The sequence below is a fragment of the Leucobacter aridicollis genome (genome assembly GCF_013409595.1).
GTDB classification, from domain to species: domain Bacteria; phylum Actinomycetota; class Actinomycetes; order Actinomycetales; family Microbacteriaceae; genus Leucobacter; species Leucobacter aridicollis.
This window is the reverse complement of record NZ_JACCBD010000001.1, coordinates 1,428,832-1,446,292: the sequence shown is the minus strand read 5'-3', so window position 1 is coordinate 1,446,292 and position 17,461 is coordinate 1,428,832. Positions and strand designations below refer to the sequence as shown.

Annotated in this window: 15 protein-coding genes; 2 read left to right on the top strand and 13 right to left on the bottom strand. The window is 68.8% G+C overall.

What is annotated here, in order from left to right:
- Positions 1–6: 6 nt before the first annotated feature.
- From BJ960_RS06680 to BJ960_RS06625, 12 genes are all read right to left on the bottom strand, one after another.
- Positions 7–1,230: an MFS transporter gene (locus BJ960_RS06680; RefSeq protein ID WP_237463834.1), complete on the bottom strand. Its 1,224-nt coding sequence runs from the start codon at positions 1,228–1,230 to the stop codon at positions 7–9.
- Positions 1,217–2,293 carry a UDP-N-acetylglucosamine--N-acetylmuramyl-(pentapeptide) pyrophosphoryl-undecaprenol N-acetylglucosamine transferase gene (locus tag BJ960_RS06675; RefSeq protein WP_185986723.1) on the bottom strand — a complete coding sequence of 359 codons (1,077 nt, stop codon included), beginning with the start codon at positions 2,291–2,293 and terminating at the stop codon, positions 1,217–1,219. The genes BJ960_RS06680 and BJ960_RS06675 overlap by 14 nt, the downstream gene beginning before the upstream one ends.
- Positions 2,294–2,298: 5 nt before the next feature.
- Positions 2,299–3,519: an FtsW/RodA/SpoVE family cell cycle protein gene (locus BJ960_RS06670; RefSeq protein WP_185986722.1), complete on the bottom strand. Its 1,221-nt coding sequence runs from the start codon at positions 3,517–3,519 to the stop codon at positions 2,299–2,301.
- A gap of 3 nt (positions 3,520–3,522) precedes the next feature.
- Entirely contained in the window at positions 3,523–5,004 is a 1,482-nt protein-coding gene (gene murD, locus BJ960_RS06665) for a UDP-N-acetylmuramoyl-L-alanine--D-glutamate ligase (RefSeq protein WP_185986721.1), read from the bottom strand.
- Positions 5,001–6,086: a phospho-N-acetylmuramoyl-pentapeptide-transferase gene (mraY, locus tag BJ960_RS06660; protein ID WP_185986720.1), complete on the bottom strand. Its 1,086-nt coding sequence runs from the start codon at positions 6,084–6,086 to the stop codon at positions 5,001–5,003. Before mraY ends, murD begins: the two co-directional genes overlap by 4 nt.
- Positions 6,083–7,519, bottom strand: a complete 1,437-nt coding sequence (locus tag BJ960_RS06655; RefSeq protein WP_185986719.1) for a UDP-N-acetylmuramoyl-tripeptide--D-alanyl-D-alanine ligase — start codon at positions 7,517–7,519, stop codon at positions 6,083–6,085. Before BJ960_RS06655 ends, mraY begins: the two co-directional genes overlap by 4 nt.
- Positions 7,516–9,075, bottom strand: a complete 1,560-nt coding sequence (locus BJ960_RS06650; protein ID WP_307814751.1) for a Mur ligase family protein — start codon at positions 9,073–9,075, stop codon at positions 7,516–7,518. The genes BJ960_RS06655 and BJ960_RS06650 overlap by 4 nt, the downstream gene beginning before the upstream one ends.
- Before the next feature lie 11 nt (positions 9,076–9,086).
- On the bottom strand, positions 9,087–10,862 hold the full coding sequence (locus tag BJ960_RS06645; RefSeq protein WP_307814749.1) for a peptidoglycan D,D-transpeptidase FtsI family protein: 1,776 nt from the start codon (positions 10,860–10,862) through the stop codon (positions 9,087–9,089).
- A gap of 74 nt (positions 10,863–10,936) precedes the next feature.
- Entirely contained in the window at positions 10,937–11,524 is a 588-nt protein-coding gene (gene ftsL, locus BJ960_RS06640) for a cell division protein FtsL (protein ID WP_185986717.1), read from the bottom strand.
- Positions 11,521–12,492, bottom strand: a complete 972-nt coding sequence (gene rsmH, locus BJ960_RS06635) for a 16S rRNA (cytosine(1402)-N(4))-methyltransferase RsmH (protein ID WP_185986716.1) — start codon at positions 12,490–12,492, stop codon at positions 11,521–11,523. The genes ftsL and rsmH overlap by 4 nt, the downstream gene beginning before the upstream one ends.
- A 13-nt stretch (positions 12,493–12,505) precedes the next feature.
- Positions 12,506–12,937: a division/cell wall cluster transcriptional repressor MraZ gene (gene mraZ / locus BJ960_RS06630; RefSeq protein WP_119279310.1), complete on the bottom strand. Its 432-nt coding sequence runs from the start codon at positions 12,935–12,937 to the stop codon at positions 12,506–12,508.
- Positions 12,938–13,362: 425 nt separating this feature from the next.
- Positions 13,363–13,731, bottom strand: a complete 369-nt coding sequence (locus tag BJ960_RS06625; RefSeq protein ID WP_121078509.1) for a DUF3040 domain-containing protein — start codon at positions 13,729–13,731, stop codon at positions 13,363–13,365.
- 71 nt (positions 13,732–13,802) lie between these two features.
- On the opposite strand from BJ960_RS06625, the gene BJ960_RS06620 reads away from it, so the two are divergent.
- Positions 13,803–14,897 (top strand): polyprenyl synthetase family protein, encoded by a 1,095-nt coding sequence (locus BJ960_RS06620; RefSeq protein WP_185986715.1) that lies wholly within the window; start codon positions 13,803–13,805, stop codon positions 14,895–14,897.
- Positions 14,898–14,932: 35 nt separating this feature from the next.
- Here the strand turns inward: BJ960_RS06620 and BJ960_RS06615 are convergent, their stop codons facing one another.
- Entirely contained in the window at positions 14,933–15,280 is a 348-nt protein-coding gene (locus BJ960_RS06615; protein ID WP_185986714.1) for an Rv2175c family DNA-binding protein, read from the bottom strand.
- Between the two features lie 94 nt (positions 15,281–15,374).
- Here BJ960_RS06615 and pknB point away from each other — a divergent pair, with 94 nt between their 5' ends.
- A complete protein-coding gene (gene pknB, locus BJ960_RS06610; RefSeq protein WP_307814747.1) occupies positions 15,375–17,357 on the top strand; it encodes a Stk1 family PASTA domain-containing Ser/Thr kinase in 1,983 nt (660 codons plus the stop codon).
- Positions 17,358–17,461: the final 104 nt, after the last annotated feature.

Genomic DNA, 17,461 nt, shown 5'->3' with positions numbered 1-17,461 from the left:
CGGCTTCTAGCGTACCGCCTTGGCCGTGCGCGTGGCTGTGGCGTGCGCGTCGTCCTCAGACGGCACGATGGGAACGGCGATGAGCGGCGCAATCGCGACGATCGCGAGCGCCGCCGGCACCCCGAGCACCGCGATGAGGGCGCCGATCGCCGGCGGCAGCAGTCCGGAGGCGAGGAACTGACCCGTGTTCTGCGCCCCGAGCGCGCGGCCCGACCAGCGCGGCCCGGCGATCTCCGCGACGGCGGTGAACGCGAGGCCGTTGTCAGCGACGCTGACGCAGCTCACGAGCACGTAGGCGATCGCGGCGGGGATCGCCCAGTCGGCCCATCCGAACGCAGCCGACAGCAGCAGCAGCGCGGCACAGGCGACGGCGATGATCCGGATCGGACGCAGTCGCGAGCCCGCGCGGTCGCTCCAGACGCCAGCGACGATGCGACCCACCGCGCCGATGAGCTGTGCGGCCGCGACGAGCGCGCCCGCGGCAAGCTCGCTCCAGCCAAAGCCAATCACGAACCACACGAGTCCGAACGTCGAGAGCACGAACTGCGGGATCACGAGCAGCACTGACACCGCATGGATCCTGAGCAGCGTGCCCGATTCCCGGTACGGGTTGCTACTCGCCTGGGCGAGCGTCTTCGCCGGGATCTGCGGGTCGACGACCACGATCGCGCACGCGACGAGGCTCACGAGCGTGAGCACGCCCCCGAACGCGAGCGCCCCGGTGATGCCCCACGCGTTCGCCGCCGCTGGCACCGCGAGCGCCGCGACCGCCATGCCGACCGGCTGGCAGGTCTGGCGGATGCCCATGGCGAGGCCGCGCTTGTCGATCGGGAACCAACCCGCAATGAGCCGGCCACTCGCATTATTGATGCAGGCCGACATCGCGCCGCTCGCGACGAGCGCGATGCCGAGCCAGGCGAATCCCTGGGCCAGCATGGACGCGGCAACCGCGAGCGTGGTGAGCGCGAGTCCCGCGAGCAGCACCCTGCGTTCGCCGAACCTGTCGGTGAGGGCGCCCCACGCGATGAGCGTGAGGACGAGCCCCAGGTGCGGGGCGCCCGCCAGCACGCCGGCGCTGGCGAGGCTCATGCCCTGCTCGGAATGCAGGTAGGGAATGAGGAACGCGGGAGTCGCCGTGACGACCGTCGTCGACGCCTGACCGAACACCATCACCGCGAGCATCGCCCACGAGCGCGGGGCGATGGCGGGTGCGGCGCTAGCGGGTCGCAACGGCTTCGCGGACGAGGTCGTACAGGTTGGCCGTGCCGTCGAGCGAGCCCGCACGCCGAGCGCGCTCGGACATGGCGCGCAGGCGATCCTCATCGGTGATCAGCGGAAGCAGCGTGCCCGTCACCCACGCAGGCGTGAGTTCGTTGTCGTCGACCATGATCGCCCCGCCTGCGGCGACGACGCCCGCCGCGTTCGCCCGCTGTTCGCCGTTGCCGTGGCTGAGCGGTACGAACACGGCGGGGACCCCGAGGCCCGAGAGTTCGCTCACCGTCGTCGATCCCGCGCGCGAGATCGCGAGGTCGCAGGCCGCGAACGCGAGGTCCATCCGGTCGCAGTACTCAATGACCGTGTAACCCGCGACGCCCGGATCCTCGATCTCGGTGAGCCCACCCCAGACGTGGAGCACCTGCACGCCAGCGTCGACGATCGCCTGCGCCGACCCGGAGATTCCGCGGTTGATGGCGCGCGCGCCCAGCGAGCCGCCGGTCACGAGGAGGGTCGGCCGGTCAGGATCGAAGCCGAAGTGGGCGCGAGCCTCGCCGCGCAGCGCGGTCAGATCGAGCGCTTCGATCTCGGGCCTGAGCGGCATGCCGGTGACTCGCGCGTGCGCGATCGGCGTGTCGGCGAACGTCACGCCGACGAAGGACGTCGACCTGGCGCCGAGCTTGTTCGCCATCCCCGGCTTCGCGTTCGCCTCATGGATGACGGCGGGGATCCCCTCCTTGGCGGCGGCCCGGTAGGCGGGAGCCGACGCGTACCCCCCGAACCCGACGACGACGTCGACGCCGCGCTCGCGGATCAGCTCCCGCACCTCCCGGATCGCGCCGAGGTACTTCGCCGGAAAGGTCAGCGCGTACCCGTTCGGCTTGCGCGGAAAAGGCAGCCTTGCGATCGTCGACAGCTCGTAGCCACGCTCGGGGACGAGCCGCGCTTCGAGGCCCTCCTTCGTGCCGAGCACGACGATCTCGGCGTCCGCCTCGCGCTCCCGAATACGGTCAGCGAGGGCGAGCAGCGGGTTCACGTGTCCGGCGGTGCCGCCGCCAGCGAGGAGGTACGTTGTCATAGCACCTATCGTGCCACGGATGCGCCCTGCGCAAGTTCCTCACGGTAGGCCTTCGCGTCGCGCGCGACCGAAATCACGACCCCCATCGTCACCAGACACGACACGAGCGCGGTGCCGCCCGAGCTGATGAGCGGCAGCGGCACGCCGAGCACGGGGAAGATGCGGATGACGACGCCGATGTTCACGAACGCCTGGCCGACGATCCACACGAGCGCCCCGCCGACGACGGCGCGGCCGAACCTGTCGCGCGCCTGCGAGATGACCCGCAGCATCAGCACCGCGAGCACGATGAACAGGACGATCACGAGCATTGCGCCGACGAAGCCGAGCTCCTCGCCGATGATCGCGAAGATGTAGTCGTTGTCGGCGGCGGGCAGCCAGTTCCACTTCGCCTTCGAGCCGCCGAGCCCGACCCCGAACATCCCGCCGTTCGCGAGCGCCCACACCCCGTGCTGCGGCTGCCAGCCGATGCCGGAGTAGTCCGACTCGCCGCCCGAGTGCTCGAAGAGGCGCTTCATGCGGTTCTCGCTCGTCACGACGAAGAAGATCGTCGCGATGACGCCGCCAGCGATGATGATCCCGAGCGATTTGAAACTCACGCCGCCGAAGTACATGGCGCCGATCACGAGCGCGGCCATGATGAGCACGGTGCCGAGGTCGCGGCCGGCGAGCACGAGCCCGAGTGCAAGCAGCGCCCCGGGGAGCACGATCGGGACGAGCTCGTGCGACACCTGCCCGAGGTACTTCTCCTTTTTGAGGAGCACCGCGCCGATCCAGACGACGAGCGCGAGCTTCAACGCCTCGGACGGCTGCGCCTGAATGTTTCCGATGAGCAGCCAGTTGCGGTTGCCACCGACGGCGAAGCCGAGCGGCGTGAACACGAGGGCCTGCAGCAGCAGCCCCGCGCCGAAGAACCACCAGGCCCAGCGCTTCCAGAAGTCGAGCTTGCGAGTCGCCGCGAACACCATGAGCGGCAGGCCGAGAGCCGCGAACACGAGCTGGCGCGTAAACCCGCCGAGGCTCCCCTGGTCTTGCGTGTACGACGTCACCGACGACGCCGACAGCACCATGATGAGCCCGATGCCCGTGAGGAACAGCGTGATGCCCCACAGCAGCGCAACGGTCCGATTGTTGCCCGTCTTCGCCGCGGCCCCGAGCGAGATCCGCGCGCCGGCGAGGGCGGGCCGGGCTTTCCCGCTGCCCGGCTCCCCGCCCCTGGCCCCCATCAGCTACTCCGAGTCCGTCGAGAGCTCCCGGAGCGCATCCTGGAAGGCGCGCCCACGGTCCGCGTAGTCGACGAACTGGTCCATCGATGCGGAGGCCGGAGACAGCAGTACCGTGTCGCCGGGCTGCGCGAGCGCCGCGGCCTCTCGGACGGCGTCACGCATGACGTCGAGGCCGCGCTCGGCGGTAATCTCCGCGACCGGTACGCCCGGCGCGTGCTCCTTGAGGATCCCGAGCACCTCTGCGCGATCCGCACCGATGACGACCGCGGCGCGCAGCCGCGAGGCGTGCTCGGCGACGAGCGGCGTGATGTCGACGCCCTTGAGGAGCCCGCCGACGATCCAGACGACGCCAGAGAGCGCGCGCAGCGACGCGTCGGCCGCGTGCACGTTCGTGGCCTTCGAGTCGTCAACCCAGCGCACCCCGGCGTGCTCGCCGAGCTGCTGGGCGCGGTGCGCGTCGGGCGTGAAGCTCAAGACGGCGCTCGCGATCTCCGCCGGCTCCACGCCGCGCGAGCGAGCGAGCGCCGCCGCGGCGAGGATGTTCAGGCCCATGTGTGGCTGGCCGATTCCGCGATCCGTGAGCTCATCGACGGTGACGAGTTCGTAGGCCTCGTCGCGGCGACCGGTGTGGAAGCCGCGGTCGACGAGGATCCCGTCGACGACGCCGAAGCCGCTCGGCGGCGGGGTGTCGAGCCCGAAGCTGATCGCGCGGGCGCCCTCGATGACGTCCGCCTCCTCAACCATCCGCTCGGTCTCAAGGTCGCCGCGGTTGTAGACGCAGGCGACCTGCGTGTGCTCGTAGACCTTCGCCTTGGCGTCGCGGTACGCCTGCGCGCCACCGTGCCAGTCGAGGTGGTCGTCGGCGAGATTCAGGCAGGCGCTCGCGTATGGCGACATCGAATGCACGCGCTCGAGCTGGAAGCTTGAGAGCTCGAGCACGAGCACGTCGTAGCCGACGGGGTCGCGGAGCGCGTCGAGCAGCGGGGTGCCGATGTTGCCAACGGGAGCCGCACGCAGGCCGCCGGCGACAAGCATGTGCGCGGTGAGCTGGGTCGTCGTGGTCTTGCCGTTGGTCCCGGTGATGCAGATCCAGTCGGCGACCCGCGGAGTCTTGTCGCGCAGCCGCCAGCCGAGCTCAATGTCGCCCCAGACGGCCACGTCGCGCTCGGTCGCCCAGCGCACGACCGGGTGGTGCGCCGGGTATCCCGGAGAGATCACGATGAGTTCGGGATCGAACGCCTGGAGATCGGCGAGCTGCGCCTCATCGGTCTCGGCGAGTGCGCGCTCGGAACCGATCACGTCGAGCAGACGCTCGCGGTCGGCGTCAGGCTTGCCGTACACCACGCGAACGCGCGACCCGAGCTCGACGAGGGTGTCCGCGACGGAGAAGCCGGTTGCGCCGAGGCCCAACACGGCGACGCGCAGCCCCGACCAGTCGTGGTGCCAGCTCGTCAGCGCCGCGAGGCGATCCTGTACTGCGGTCATTGGTTCAGCACCCATTCTGCGTAGAAACCGCCGATCCCGACGATCGCGAAGATCCCGGCGATCATCCAGAACCGAACAACGATCGTCACTTCGGCCCAGCCCTTGAGCTCGAAGTGGTGGTGAATCGGGCTCATGAGGAAGATCCGCTTGCCCTTCGTCACCTTGAAGTAGAGCCGCTGCAAGATCACCGAGCCGGTCTCGATGATGAACAGACCGCCGATGAGGATGAGCAGCACCTCGGTGCGGGTGAGGATCGCGAGCGCAGCGATCGCGCCGCCGATACCCATCGAGCCGGTGTCGCCCATGAAGATCTGCGCGGGGTTCGTGTTCCACCACAGGAAGCCTGCGACGCCGCCGAGGAACGCGGCCGCGATGACCGCGAGGTCCATCGGATCGCGCACTTCGTAGCAGCCGGCCTCGCCCGCCGTTGCCGCGCAGTTCTGCGCCGACTGCCAGAAGCCGATGAGCACGTACGCCGAGAACGCGAAGATCGATGCGCCCGCGGCGAGACCGTCGAGCCCGTCGGTCACGTTGACGGCGTTCGTAGTCGCGGTGACGATCACCATGACCCACAGGATCACGAGGATCGTGCCCGCGATGACGCCGAGGCTCATGAAGTCAAACGGCAGGTCGCGGAAGATCGAGATGTGCGTCGACACCGGGGTGAGGCCGTGCTCGTTCGCGAACTGCAGCCCGAGCAGGGCGAACGAGACCGCGATCACGACCTGGCCAAAGATCTTCGCCCAGCCGCCGAGGCCAGCCGAGTTCTGCATCCGGGTCTTCATGAGGTCGTCGATGAAGCCGACCGTGCCGGCGCCGACGGCCATGAGGATCACGAGCAGCGCGGACGGTGTCGGGGTCTCCCCCATGACGAGCTTGCCGACGAAGTACGCGAGCACCGACCCCGAGAGGAAGATCAGGCCGCCCATCGTTGGCGTGCCCCGCTTCGTCTCGTGCTCCTTTGGCCCGTCGACGCGAATCGGCTGGCCCCAGCGGAGCTTGTTGAAGCCGCGGACGAACAGCGGCGTCAGTAGCAGTGAATACATCAGCGAGAACCCCGCCGCGATGAGCATGGCAATCATGCGTATGCCTCCCCCAGGCGGTCTCCGAGGGCCTGCAGGCCCGCGGCGTTCGAAGATTTCACGAGCACCGTGTCATCGGTCGTGAGCATTTCGAGTAGATAATCAAAAGCTTCGTCTTGCGTCTCGAAGAAGACGCTCTCGCCATCCCACGATCCCTCGTTGATCGCGCTGATGTGCAGGTCGCGGGCGTCGCGGCCAACGACGACGAGCTGCCGGATGCGCAGGCGCACCGCCTGCAGCCCGACGCGCAGGTGCTCCTCGATCGTGTAGTCCCCGAGCTCGGTCATCGCGCCGAGCACGGCGACGGAGCGCCCCTCGGGCTTCGTGATCTGGGCGAGCGTGCGCAGCGCGGCGCTCATCGAATCGGGGCTCGCGTTGTAGGCGTCGTTGATGATGGTGATGCCGTCGCGGCCGCCGAGCACCTGCATGCGGCCGGGCGCGGCGAGCGTGGCCGCCTCGAGCACCTCGACGATTGCGTCGAGCGACAGCCCGAGCGTCGTCCCAACGGCCGCCGCAGCAAGCGCGTTCATCACGTGGTGCTCGCCAAGCACCCGGAAGGTGACGGGGCGCGACTCGCCCCCGGCGTGCAGGGTGAAGGTCGTACCGCTCGCGGACGGCTCGATGTCGCTCGCGCGCACATCGGCGTCAGGGTGCTGGCCGAACCAGACGATCCGGGCCGGGGTGAGCTCCGCCATCTTCGCGACGCGCGGGTCGTCGCGGTTGAGCACGGCAACGCCGTCGGCGTCGAGGCTCTGCACCATCTCGCTCTTCGCGCGGAACGTGGCCTCGATGCCGCCGAACTCTCCGGCGTGCGCGAGACCGACGGTGAGCACGACCCCGATGTGGGGCTGCGCCATGCCGGTGAGCCGCGCGATCTCGCCGATCCCGCTTGCGCCCATCTCGGCGACAAGGGTCTCGGTCTCCGGCGTGGCGCGGAGCATTGTCATCGGCCCGCCGACCTCGTTATTGAACGACTTCTCGCTCGCGACTGTCGATCCGATCGTCTCCGCCATCGCGGCGACGAGGTTCTTCGTCGTCGTCTTCCCGTTCGACCCGGTGATGCCGACGATTGTCAGCTTGTCGCTCGCGCGCAGCCGCTGGACAACCTCGGTTGCGAGTGCGCCGAGCGCGTCGGTCGCGTCATCGACGACGAGCAGCGTGACGGCGGGGGCGCCCGCGTCGAGGCCGAGCTCCGCCTCGCTGAGCTCGCGTTCGACAACGAGCAGCTTTGCGCCAGCCCTGGCGGCTTTGCCCGCGAAGAGGTGCCCGTCAGTGTCGTCACCGCGCCGGGCGAAGAAGATCTGGCCGGGCTGCACCTCGCGGGAGTCCGTCTGCGACTCCCCCGAAACGCGCGTGTCGGGCGTGTCGCCGGGAGCGAGCACGAGCCGGCCTCCCGTTGCGGCAGCGACCTCGGAGAAACTCAGTTCAATCACGCAAGCAATCCTGCCTCGCGGAGCGCGCCGCGTACTTCATCACGCGCCGAGTACGGGATAAACGCCCCGGCGACCTCCTGGTAGTCCTCGTGTCCGGGACCGGCATACAGAATAACGTCGCCGGGTTCCGCGAGGGAAATGGCGAGGCGGATCGCGCGCTTCGGATCGGCTTCCTCGTGCAGCGTCGCGTGCGCGGCCGAGCGCGCACCAGCGAGAAGCTGCGCGCGAATCTGCTCGGGCGGCTCGCTCCGCGGGTGGTAGTCGCAGACGATGAGCACGTCGGAGCCGGCAGCCGCGATCCTGCCCATCTCCTCGCGCTTCGTGGTGTCGCGGTCGCCGTCGGCTCCGAACATGAAGATGATCTTGCCCTCGGCGACCTCGCCGAGCGCGTCGAGCATCGCTTCGAAGGCGCCGGGCGTGTGCCCGTAGTCCACGTAGAACCTGGGGCCTGCGCCACCCTCCGTGATCTCCTCGAGCCTGCCCGGGATCTGCACGGGGATGAGCCCGTTCTCGAGCCCAGCCTCGACCTGCGAGATCGGGATGCCTGCCTCGTGCAGCATGATGAGCGCGAGCGCCGCGTTCTCGGCCATGAAGCGACCGAAGACGGGGACACGGCCGCGGAAGTGCGCGCCCTCCGGCCCCTGCAGCACGAACGCGACACCGTCGAGGGTCTGCGCGGTGATCGCGAGGTGCCAGTCGGCGCTCTGCCCGTACTCGGTCGCGAGCGTCGTCACCGGGATCTGCGACTCGCGGGCGACGCGCTGGCCCCACGGCCCGTCAACGACGACAACGCCACGTGCGGCGTGCTCCGGGGCGAACAACGCGAGCTTCGCCTGGAAGTAGGTCTCCATGTCGCCGTACTCCTCGAGGTGATCCTGCGAGAAGTTGTTGAACGCGACGACGTCGAAGTGCACGCCGTCGATGCGGTGGCGGCCGATCGCCTGCGCGGATACCTCGATCGCGACGCCCTCGACGCCGCGCTCGACCATGCGCGCGAGCAGGCCGTGCAGTTCGGAGGCCTCGGGGCTCGTGAGGTTCGAGACGATCACCTCGTCGCCGATCCTGCGCTCAGCCGTCGAGCTCAGGCCTGGCCTGAGCCCGGCCGCCTCGAGGATCTGCGCGATGCAGTAGACGACGCTCGTCTTGCCGTTCGTGCCGGTCACGCCAAAGGTCTTCGCCGCGAGCGTGTCGGTGCCGTAGACCCGCGCCGAGAGCTCGCCGAGGATCGAACGCGGGTGCACGCCAGCGACGAGGATCGGCAGCCCTGTCACGCCCGCAGCGAGCGCGAGGTCGCGCCCCGCCGCGTCGGTGAGCATCGCCGCAGCGCCGCTCGCGAGCGCCGCCTGGGCGAAGTTCGCGCCGTGGTGCCTCGCCCCGGGAATCCCGACGTAGAGGTCGCCCGGCCGGACGTCGCGCGAGTCGATCGTCACGCCGGTGACACCCACCTCGCCGTCTGTCGCTGCGAGTTCGAGGGAGAAGGGCTCAGCGAGTTGCGCGAGCGTCACCTTCTGCGGGTGCTGGGGTCGGATCGTAAGATCACCGGAAGTGCTGGTCACGTGTATCGATCCTACCCAGCTGACGCGAGCTCGTCGCCAATTGGCAACTTCTCGTACTTGCCGGTCGAGGGCGGAATATGGAACTTGCGGATCGTGGACTCGGCCGCGTCGTGGAATGCGGTCACGGCGGCAGCGGTCCCGTCGCCGCCGTGCGGGTACGCGACGGTTGCCACGATCACGTACTGCGGGTCGTCCATCGGGAACATGCCGGCGAAGCTGTACACGAAGTCGGTACGGTAGCCACCCTGGCCGTCCGACTGCTCGGCCGTGCCAGTCTTTCCGCCGATCCGGTACCCCGGGATCGAGGCCATGTCCTTGATGAGGCCGTCGGTGCCGATCGTCTCGAGCATCTTGCGCGTCTCGGCCGCGGCCTCGGGCGAGATCACCGTGACATCGTCGCCGTGATCGGGCGCGGTCGCCTTACCCTCGGGCGGGGCGCACTTCTTCACGATCGACGGCGGCACGCGCACCCCGTCGTTCGCGATCGTCTGGAAGACGCCGGCGGTCTGCACGATCGTCGACGACAGTCCCTGGCCGAACATCGTCACGTAGCTCGTCTGCGCGTCCCAGTCGGCGACGTCCGCGAACATCCCCGCGTCCTCGAGCGGCATGCCGGCGTTCGTCGGCTGGCCCACTCCGAACTTCTTGAGGTACTCGTAGCGCGTCTCGGGCGACATCTGGCTGCCGAGCATCGAGATGCCCACGTTGGAGGAGTAGACGAGGGTGCCGGTGAGCGTCCAGTTCGCCGGGCCATGGTTGAACCAGTCGCTGAAGGTGACGCCCGACTGCGGCTGCCAGTTGTCCGGCGCGGTGACGGTGCTCTGCGGCGTCGCGAGCCCCTGGTCGATGAGCGCGGCCGCCGTGATGACCTTGAAGGTCGAGCCCGGCTCATAGGGCGAGGTGAAGGCGCGGGCGTTGCGCCGGTCACCGTCGACGGCGCCGACGTCGTTCGGGTCGACCGAGCCGTCCTCGGCGACCGCGACGAGCTCGCCAGTCTTCGCGTCCATGATCACGAGGTAGCCGTACTCGGCGCCGACGTTGTCCACCTGCTGGTTGATGATCTGCTGGCTCGCCCACTGCAGGTCGAGGTCGATCGTGAGCTCGACGGTGCCGCCGTTCTGCGCCTTCTTCGTCTCAACCACGCTGCCAGGGAGCTGGATGCCGTCGGCGCCGCGCTCGTAGGTTTCGGCACCGTCCTCGCCGGCGAGGCACTCGTCCTGCGAGAGCTCCACGCCGGCCTGGGCGACCTCGTCCTGCCCCGCGAAGCCGACGATGTTGCCGCCGACGGCGCCGTTCGGGTACACGCGCTTGTGCTGGCTTTCAAACGTGAGCCACGGGATCTGCAGCTCCTTGAGTTCCTGCAGCTGGTTGAGGTCGACGCCGCGCTTGACATAGGCGAAGTCCGACTTCGGGTTCTCGTCGATCGCGTCGTCGACGATCTTCTTGATCTCGGCGCCGCTCTGGCCGGTGACCGAGCCGATCTCTGCGTAGGCCTGGTCGGCGGTCACCTCGATCGTCCCGGCCCCGCGCTCGACGTCGGGCCGCGTGAACACGCCCTTGTTGAGCCTCGCGTTCTTCGGCGAGAGCTGCACGTCGTAGCGTTCGTCGGTCGTGGCGAGCACGTTGCCGTTGCGGTCGACAATGTCGCCCCGAACGCTCGGGATCGTGACGGGAACCGCACGCTTCTCGTGCGACTCCTCGTTCATCGCCGCCGCCGAGATCATCTGCAGATCAATAAGCCGAACCATGAAGGCGAGCGCGACGAGCACGAGGATGGCGAAGACCACCAGGTTTCGCCCTCGCGTGCCTCGCAGGGTTCGCCACAACACTCGTTCGTCTCCTAACGGGCCCGCCGAGCGGACTAGTGCGTTTCTGGTGCGGGAAGCTTGCCCTGCCATGCTACGGCGGCAGCGGCGTCCACGATGGGAGCCGCCTGAGCGTTTCGACTCGTGAGCAGCCCCTTGGCGTCAACGACCGGGAGGTTCTCGAGCTGGGCGTTCGGCACGAGGTTCGGGCTGGCCTCGCGGGTGACCGAGTTCAGGTCGCCCTGAATCGCGCCGTCGCTCAGGCGCATCGTCGCCGGGGCGACGTTCTGCACCATGCCGAGCGCCGCAGCGTTCTCGACGAGGTTCTGCGGCGAGGCGAGCTTGTCGAGATTCTGCGACAGCACCCGCTCGACGCGGCCGAGGTCGCGCTCCTCGATCTCGAGCGCGCGGCTCTCGTACGCGCCCTGCGACACGAGGATGCTCAGGGCGAGCTGGGCCGCGAAGATCCCGAGGATGACGCAGACGGCGACAATCGCGCCGAGCACGGGGCTCTTCTTGGGCTTCGGGGCGGGAGCCGGAGCCGGGCGCAGCCTGTCCGCGCGGTCGCGGGAGGTGTCGCGAAGCGGCGCTGGCGCGCCGAACAGCTCGATCGGGTCGACCTCGACGGGAACTGTGGCGTTCATGACATTTCCCTTACTCGTTCAGCCGCGCGCAGCCGCGCCGGGATGGCGCGCGGGTTGACTGCCTTCTCTTCGTCAGTTGCCTGTTCCGCGCCCTTCGTGAGGATGCGCAGTTCAGGCTTGTGTTCGGGAAGCTCGACCGGGAGGCCCTGCGGTGCCGTGGAGCGGCTCCTGGCCTGGATCGCTCGCTTGACGATGCGATCCTCGAGCGACTGGTACGACATCACGACGAGCCTGCCGCCGAGGTTGAGCCTGTCGATCGCCGCGGGGATCGCGCGCTCCAGCGTCGCGAGCTCGCCGTTGACCTCGACGCGCAGCGCCTGGAAGACGCGCTTCGCCGGGTGACGCTTGCCGAGGACGGCGGCCGGGGTCGCCTCCTGCAGCACATCGACGAGCTGGCCGGAACGCTCGAGGGGTGCGACCTGACGCGCGGCGACGATCGCCCGCGCGTAGCGGCCGGCGAGTGGCTCCTCGCCGTAGCGCTCGAATAGCTCCCGGAGTCGCCCCTCGGGTTCCTCTGCGAGGATCTCGGCGGCGGTGCGCCCGCGCGTCTGATCCATGCGCATGTCGAGCGGCGCGTCCTGCGCATAGGCGAAGCCGCGGTCGGCGTCGTCAAGCTGCAGCGAGGAGACGCCGAGGTCGAACAGCGCGCCATCGATGCTTGTCGCGCCCGCCTCGGCGAGCGCCCTGTCGATCTCGTCGTAGACCGCGTGGACCGGCACGAACCGGTCGCCGAACCGGGCGAGCCGGGCGCCGGCGAGCTCGAGCGCCTCGGTATCGCGATCGAGCCCGATGACGGTGAGGCCAGGGAAGCGCTCGAGGAGTGCCTCGGTGTGCCCGCCCATGCCGAGCGTCGCGTCGACGACGAAGGCGCCGTCGCGCTCGGCCCCGGGGGCGAGAAGCTCGACGCAGCGCTCGAGCATGACGGACGTGTGCAGCTCGGCAGGGTTGCGTGGTGTGGGCTGTGCCATGACGTGTTCCCGGCTAGAACATGCCGGGAATCACCTCCTCTTCGATGTCGGAGAAGACGGATTCCTGCTCGGTCAGGTAGGTCTCCCAGGCCTGCGCGTCCCAGATCTCGGCGCGGGAGCCTGCGCCGATGACGGCGAGCTCTCGGTCGAGGCCCGCGTAGTCGCGGAGCGTCTGGGGCAGCGTCACGCGGTGCTGCTTGTCGGGGGTCTCGGGGTGTGCTCCGGAGAGGAACACGCGGAGGTAGTCGCGCGCCTGCTTCGAGGTGAGCGGCGCCTGCCGAACGCGGTCGTGCATCGCCTCAAACTCGCTCTCGCTGAAGACGTAGAGGCAGCGTTCCTGACCGCGGGTGATGACGAGGCCGTCAGCGAGTTCGTCGCGAAACTTTGCGGGGAGGATCAGCCGCCCCTTCTCGTCGAGGCGCGGAGTGAACGTGCCGAGAAACATAGTCCACTCCCCTCCTCATTCGATACGTTTCTCCCACGGTACTCCACTTCCCTCCACTAATCACGCAAATGTCCGGTATTTCGTGGATCATTCTCGAAACAGGCCTGTAGTTGCTTGGTGGAGCAAAGTGGAGTCGATTTGCCTCATTTCGCGCATTCTGAGGCTCGAGAGGCGCGCAGGCGCTCGGCCGGTACCCCTGAGATCTGCCGTACGCCTGGCGATCCTGCGGGTGTCGGGCCTATCTTCTGCAGATCCCATACGCACGGTTGTGCTGCCGATCCCTTACGCACGGGCCTTCGACCGATCCCATACGTACCGACGGCGGGGAGGCTGCTCCTCGGAGACGACGACCCGAGCAGCCCCCGGCGGGCATAAAAAAACGGGCCACAGCCGAAGCTGTGACCCGTGGGGAGGAAAGTGGGGGGCTACTGGCCGCCCATCCGCTCATCCCAGCGGCGTTCCATACGGTCCGCGAGTGATTCCTTGGACTGGGCGGCTCGAGGCGCGCTCGACGAGAGCTGCTCTGGCTCCACCTCGGTGCGCTTGGAGAACATCACGAGTACGCCGCCGAGCATGGCGACGAACCCGATGAGCCCGAGCCACAGCTGCTGCATTGCGGCTCCGCCGATCAGCAGACCGATTCCGGCGAGCGCGAGCAGTGTGCCCAGCACGAGCGAACGGTAGTTAAAGCGACGCGGCACGCCCGTCGAAGCGGGAAGCAGATCAGCCTCGCTCTGATAGAGCCGGCGCTCCATCTCGTCGAGCAGCCGCTGTTCGTGTTCTGACAGCGCCATGATGTCCCCTTCACCCTAAGAAAAGTCTTCCCTTCCAGTCTACGACCCCGGCCGCCGGATAGGCTAGTCGGGTGGACGAAACGACGAGACTCGCAGGCCTTATACAGGAGCGATTGAACGACATCATCGACAGTCACCGCGCAGAGCTCGAGCCGCTCGGCCCAGACGCGGCTCCGCTTCTCGATGAGGCCAAGGACTTCCTGACCGGCGGCAAGCGTTTCCGGGCACTGTTCGCTGTCCACGGGTACCGCGCTGTTCGTCCCCTCGATATCGCGGGCCCGGTAACCGCCGAGTTCGGCGCGGTCCTCGACGCCGCGTGCGCCCTCGAACTCTTCCACGCTGCCGCGCTCATCCACGACGACGTCATCGACCGCTCGGACACCCGCCGGGGCCGCCCCGCCGTGCACAAGCGGTTCGCTGGACTCCACGGCGAGCACGGCCACCGCGGCGCGCCCGAGCACTTCGGCATTTCGAGCGCGATCCTGCTCGGCGACCTGCTCCAATCGTGGTCTGACGAGCTCATGAACCGCGCCTGCGACGCCGCGGCCGAGCCCGCGTTCGCCCGTGCGGCGCGCGCCCACTTCAACCGCATGCGCAGCGAGGTCGCCGTCGGCCAGTACCTCGACGTCCTCGAGGAGCAGCGTTCGAGCTTCGCCGAGCACGCGGAGCAGCTCGACCGTTCGACCCGCGTGCTCGTCTACAAGTCGGCGAAGTACAGCGTCGAGGCGCCGCTGCTCATCGGCGGAGCGCTCGCCGGAGCAAGCACCGAGCAGGAGGCCGCGCTCGCGGGCTTCGGGCTCCCCGTCGGCGTGGCCTTCCAGCTGCGCGACGACCTCCTCGGCGTCTTCGGAGACGAGGAGCTCACCGGCAAGCCGAGCGGCGACGATCTCGTCGAAGGCAAGCGGACAGTGCTCGTGACCCTGGCGCGCGAGGCGCTCCCGGTGACCCAGCGCCGCATCTTCGACGATCTGCTGGGCACGGACCTCGATGCCGAGCAGGTGTACATGCTGCAGCGAACGATTCGCGACAGCGGCGCCGAGCAGCAGGTCGAGCAGATGATCACCCGCAACATCGACCGCGCGCACCGGGCGCTCTCGGACCTCGACGGCGCCGCGGCGGAGCGGCTGAGCGCGCTCGCGGGGCGCGCCGCCAGCCGCGACGCCTAACCGGGACCGCGAGCGGAGCTTGCCCTCCCGCGGCGCTAGAACGCCAGCGACTGGGTTGCGCGACGCACCGCGCTCTTGTGGCCGATGAGGAGCGAGTCGATCGGACGCACGCCGAGTTCGTCGTTCATGGTGAACAGCCAGTTCACCGACTCCTCCTCGTTGAGCCCGGCGTCGCTCAGCGCGAGGAGGGTGCCGCGCAGCGAATGCAGGGGCTCGTCGTCGGCGAGGAACTCGACGGGAATCCGCTTGATGCCGTCGATCCGCACGATCGCGAGGTAGTGCTCCTCCACAAGGCGGTGCACCTTGCCGAGCGGGATTCCGAAGCGCTCGGCGACTTCGGGGATAGTGAGGGTCGAGCCGATTGACGCAGTATTCTCTGACACCCCATAACTCTGCCAGCGCAATCCGCGAAGCGCAATCCGTCAGCACACGGCGCGCGGCAGGGTATGCGCATGGAATCTTCCGTAGACTTTCCTCGTGACCCCTGCCACTATCGACCCGCTTATCGGGCAGACGCTCGACGCGCGCTACGTGATTCGCTCGCGCATCGCCCGCGGCGGCATGGCAATGGTCTACCTCGCGCACGACCTGCGGCTCGAACGCAAGGTCGCCGTGAAGGTGATGCACGAGCACCTCGCCGAAGACGCGGACTTCACGCGCCGCTTCGACCGCGAGGCCCGCAGCGCGGCGCGGCTGTCGCACACGAACCTCGTGAATGTTTTCGACCAGGGCCAGGATCTCGGCCGCGTGTACCTCGTCATGGAGTACCTGCCGAGCATCACGCTACGCGAGCTCCTGAAGAAGCAGCAGCGGCTGACGCTCGACCAGAGTCTCGAGATTGGCGAGGCCGTGCTCGCTGGCCTCGCTGCGGCCCACAGCGCGGGGATCGTGCACCGCGACCTCAAGCCGGAGAACGTGCTGCTCGTCGACGACGGCAGGATCAAGCTCGGCGACTTCGGCCTCGCGCGCGCCGTGAGCGCGAACACGACGACCGGCCAGGCGCTGCTCGGCACAATCGCGTACCTCTCCCCCGAGCTCGTGACGCGCGGCGTCGCCGGCGAACGCAGCGACCTCTACGCGTTCGGCATCATGCTCTACGAGATGATCACGGGCTCGCAGCCGTTCACCGGCGAACAGCCTATGCAGATCGCCTACCAGCACGCGCACTCCGACGTGCCCGCCCCGTCGGAGTCTGGCGACGTCTCAACGCCCGCTCTCGACAGCTTCGTGGTGTGGCTCACCCAGCGCGATCCTGATCTGCGGCCAGCCAACGCCGGTGAGGCGCTCGTCCACATGCGCGAACTGCGGGACAACCCCTACGGCATGCCCGAGGCGCTCGCGACCGCGGTGCTGCCGATCGGCCCACTTCCCGGCGACACGACTGTGCTGCCTGGCGACGCATTCGACGACGCCGCGACGACCCACCTCACGCCCTCGACGACCGTGCTCAGCGGCGTCGAGCAGGCGACGCTCCAGGCCGGTGCCTCAGATCCCGGCGACGAACACCCCAGCTCGGCGACGAGCACCGATCGCGCACACGCTCAGGGAGTTCGCCGGGCACGAAAGGGTCGGATCACGGCGCTCGTCATCACCGGGCTCGCGGTCGCGACAGGCGCCGGCGCGTTTTGGTTCGGTCAGGGACCTGGCTCGGCGGTCACCGTCCCGGACGTGGCCGGGCAGACAGTCGCCGACGCGCAGGCGGAGCTCGAAGGGCTCGACCTCACCGTCGCCGTCACCGAGTGCTCGAGTCTCGACGTCGAGGTCGGCCTTGCCTCGGCAGTCACGCCGGAGCCCGGCACCCGGCTCGACCGCGGCACCGAGGTCACGCTGTGCCAGTCGACGGGCCCCGAGATGCTCGCCGTGCCGACGCTCGTCGGCCTCCAGCTCGACGACGCCACGAAGCTCATCGAGGACAGCCGCTTCACGTTCGGTGAGGTGACAGACACGCGGTTCTCCGACGCCGCCGAGGGCGAGGTGCTCGCCGCGCTCAACGCCGACGACGGCGAGATCGGCGAGACGTTCCCGGAGCGCGGCACCATCAACCTCATTGTCTCCGCCGGCCAGCCGCCATCGGTGAACGGTCTCACCGTCGACCAGGCGACGAGCGTGCTGAGCAAGAGCGACCTCACCGTCGACAGCGCACACAACACCGAGGTCATCTCAGATGACGTCCCCAAGGGACAGGTCGTGGCCGTGAACTGGACGACCGATCCCGTGCGGCCAGGCGACGCCGTCGGCCTGCAGATCTCCACGGGCCCCGAGCTGTTCGAGATTCCCGACGTGTCGGGGCTCGGGCTGCAGGAGGCCATGGACACGCTCGCCGGGGCAGGCTTCTCACCGACGACGCTGGTGCCCGAGGCTCTGCGCGGCTTCGCGAAGGCGACGGGCACGAACCCCGCGGCCGGCGAGCAGGTCGAGGCGGGAACCGAGATCAGGATCACCTCGCAGCTCTCGCTGTAGCCCTGCGCGGAAGCGTGCGCGGGCACGCGCGGCAATTCTCGCTGTCGCCCGTGCCGTTCCGCGCACACGCGCGCACGAAAAACCCGCCGGGCCCGAACTCTCGC